2 tRNA genes and 2 rRNA genes are annotated in these 3,388 nt (G+C 49.0%); all 4 read left to right on the forward strand.

The features are described from left to right. Nucleotides 1-3: 3 nt before the first annotated feature. The 4 genes from DW015_RS08850 (at nt 4) to DW015_RS08865 (ending at nt 3,388) form a co-directional block, all read left to right on the forward strand. Nucleotides 4-80, forward strand: a tRNA-Ile gene (locus DW015_RS08850). Between the two features lie 159 nt (nt 81-239). Continuing rightward, nucleotides 240-3,076, forward strand: a 23S ribosomal RNA gene (locus DW015_RS08855). Between the two features lie 74 nt (nt 3,077-3,150). Further along, nucleotides 3,151-3,267, forward strand: a 5S ribosomal RNA gene (rrf, locus tag DW015_RS08860). 45 nt (nt 3,268-3,312) lie between these two features. Next, a tRNA-Asn gene (locus DW015_RS08865) sits at nt 3,313-3,388 on the forward strand.

A 3,388-nucleotide genomic window follows, 5' to 3' on the forward strand; every position in this document is an offset into this window, starting at 1 on the left:
AATGGGCGCATAGCTCAGGTGGTTAGAGCGCACGCCTGATAAGCGTGAGGTCGGTGGTTCGAGTCCACTTGTGCCCACCAGCAAGAGAGATCTTGCAAGGAACGAAACTTGAAAATTGAATAATGAAAAGCAAAAGTAATGCAAATGAGGAAAAATGAACGACAATAACGAAAGTTAAAGTCGGGTAAAAAACCTGCAATTAGCATAAAAATTAAGAGGATTAGACATAATTCAAAAATGGTTAAGCTAAGAAGAGCGTAGGGAGAATGCCTTGGCATTAGGAGCCGACGAAGGACGTGATAAGCTGCGATAAGCTGCGGGGATCAGCAAGTATGAATTGATCCGCAGATTTCCGAATGGAGCAATCCGTATGTGTATGCACATACATCATATACTGAATCAAATAGGTATATGAGGGGAACCGCCTGAACTGAAACATCTAAGTAGGGCGAGGAAGAGAAATCAACCGAGATTCTGTGAGTAGTGGCGAGCGAAAGCGGAAGAGGCTAAACCATAGGTAGCAATACTTATGGGGTTTCGGACAGCATTTAGCATTGATAATTTCTAGTTGAAACGTGTGGGAAAACGTACCGAAGAGTGTGAGAGTCACGTAAGCGAAAGAGAGAATCAGCGAGCTGTATCCAAAGTACCGCGGGACACGTGAAACCCCGTGGGAAGATGGGGGGACCATCCTCCAAGCCTAAATACTACCTAATGACCGATAGCGAATAGTACTGTGAAGGAACGGTGAAAAGAACCCCGGGAGGGGAGTGAAAAAGAACCTGAAACCCTATGCTTACAAGCACCGAGAGCACGTCAAAGTGTGATCGGGTACCTTTTGTAGAATGGTCCGGCGAGTTATTGTATGCGGCAAGGTTAAGTGCTTAAGGCACGGAGCCGAAGCGAGAGCAAGTCTGAACAGGGCGAAAAAGTCGTATGCAATAGACCCGAAACCGAGTGACCTATCCATGTCCAGGCTGAAGTGGAGGTAAAACTCCATGGAGGGCCGAACACACGTCCGTTGAAAAGGCCGGTGATGAGGTGTGGATAGCGGAGAAATTCCAATCGAACTCGGATATAGCTGGTTCTCTCCGAAATAGCTTTAGGGCTAGCCTCGTGAAAGATTACTGGAGGTAAAGCACTGAATGGGCTAGGGGTCGAAAGATTACTGAACCCTATCAAACTAAGAATGCCAGATAATTGATTCACGGGAGTCAGACAATGTGAGATAAGTCTCATTGTCAAAAGGGAAACAGCCCAGACCCACAGCTAAGGTCCCTAAACATTGTTAAGTGGAAAAGGATGTGGGGTTGCATAAACAACCAGGATGTTGGCTTAGAAGCAGCCACTCATTAAAAGAGTGCGTAATAGCTCACTGGTCGAGTGACCCTGCGCCGAAAATTCAACGGGGCTAAACAATGTACCGAAGCTTGGGATTCTAAAGAAATTTAGAGTGGTAGGAGAGCGTCGAATAAGGGGTGAAGTCAGAGCGGAAGCGCTGGTGGACTTTATTCGAGTGAGAATGCCGGAATGAGTAGCGAGAATTATGTGAGAATCATAATGGCCGAAAATCTAAGGTTTCCTGAGGAAGGTTCGTCCGCTCAGGGTAAGCCGGGGGCTAAGGCGAGGCGGAGACGCGTAGCCGATGCACATACGGTTGAAATTCCGTAGCCACCGAAAGATTTAAGTACAGGGACGCTTTAGAAGTGATGTAGCCGGGCGATGGTTGACCCGGTCGTAAGGGATCGAAAATGAGTAGAGAAGTCATCATGGAAAGAGACAAGAAAAGCTGTATGGATATCTTAGGTGCCCGTACCGCAAACCGACACAGGTAGATAGGAAGAAGATTCTAAGGCCAACGGGAGAAGGGTTGTTAAGGAACTCGGCAAGTTGACCCCGTAACTTAGGGATAAGGGGTGCTCAAGTGATTGAGCCGCAGAGAATAGGCCCAGGCGACTGTTTAGCAAAAACACAGGTCTCTGCTAAATCGAAAGATGACGTATAGGGGCTGACACCTGCCCGGTGCCGGAAGGTTAAGAGGAGATGTGAGAGCATTGAATTGAAGCCCCGGTAAACGGCGGCCGTAACTATAACGGTCCTAAGGTAGCGAAATTCCTTGTCAGGTAAGTTCTGACCCGCACGAAAGGTGTAACGATCTGGGCACTGTCTCAACAACCCGCCCGGCGAAATTGTAGTACCGGTGAAGATGCCGGTTACCCGCGACTAGACGGAAAGACCCCATGGAGCTTTACTGTAGCCTAATATTGGATTTCGGTATTTCACGTACAGGATAGGTGGGAGACTGGGAAGCACAGGCGTCAGCTTGTGTGGAGTCGACCTTGGGATACCACTCTTGGAGTGCTGGAATTCTAACCTGCGGCTTTGAAGCAAGTCGGGGGACATTGTTAGGTGGGCAGTTTGACTGGGGCGGTCGCCTCCTAAAGAGTAACGGAGGCGCTCAAAGGTTCGCTCTGCATGGATGGAAACCATGCGTCAGAGTGTAAACGCAAAAGCGAGCCTAACTGCGAGAATGACGGTTCGAGCAGTAACGAAAGTTGGAGTTAGTGATCCGGCGGTATGTGAATGGAAATGCCGTCGCTCAACGGATAAAAGCTACCCTGGGGATAACAGGCTGATCTCCCCCAAGAGTCCACATCGACGGGGAGGTTTGGCACCTCGATGTCGGCTCATCGCATCCTGGGGCTGAATTCGGTCCCAAGGGTTTGGCTGTTCGCCAATTAAAGCGGTACGCGAGCTGGGTTCAGAACGTCGTGAGACAGTTCGGTCCCTATCTGTCGTGGGCGTAGGATATTTGCAAGGAGCTGTCCCTAGTACGAGAGGACCGGGATGGACGCACCTCTGGTGCACCAGTTGTCACGCCAGTGGCACAGCTGGGCAGCTATGTGCGGAACGGATAAACGCTGAAGGCATCTAAGCGTGAAGCCGCCCTTAAGATAAGATATCCCTTCTGTTTACAGAGTAAGACCCCTTGAAGACTACAAGGTTGATAGGCTCAAAGTGTAAGCACGGTGACGTGTTTAGCTAGCGAGTACTAATCGGTCGAGGGCTTAACCTTATTGGTTATGACTACTCCTTTTAACCAACAGCTTTTTCATTATTCAATTTTGAGGATTCGTTCCTCTTCACTTAGTCGGTGGCGTTTGAGTTGAGGTCACACCTGTTCCCATGCCGAACACAGTAGTTAAGCTCTTCTTCGCCGAAAATACTTGGATGGTAACGTCCCGGTAAGATAGGGTGCTGCCGACACCTTACTAAACAGAGAAGATATTATTCTTCTCTGTTTAGTCATATTCCTCCTTAGCTCAGTCGGTAGAGCATTCGGCTGTTAACCGAAGGGTCGTTGGTTCGAGTCCAACAGGGGGAGCCA

This window comes from Ruminococcus sp. AF37-20, assembly GCF_003460465.1.
GTDB lineage: Bacteria > Bacillota > Clostridia > Oscillospirales > Ruminococcaceae > Hominimerdicola > Hominimerdicola aceti.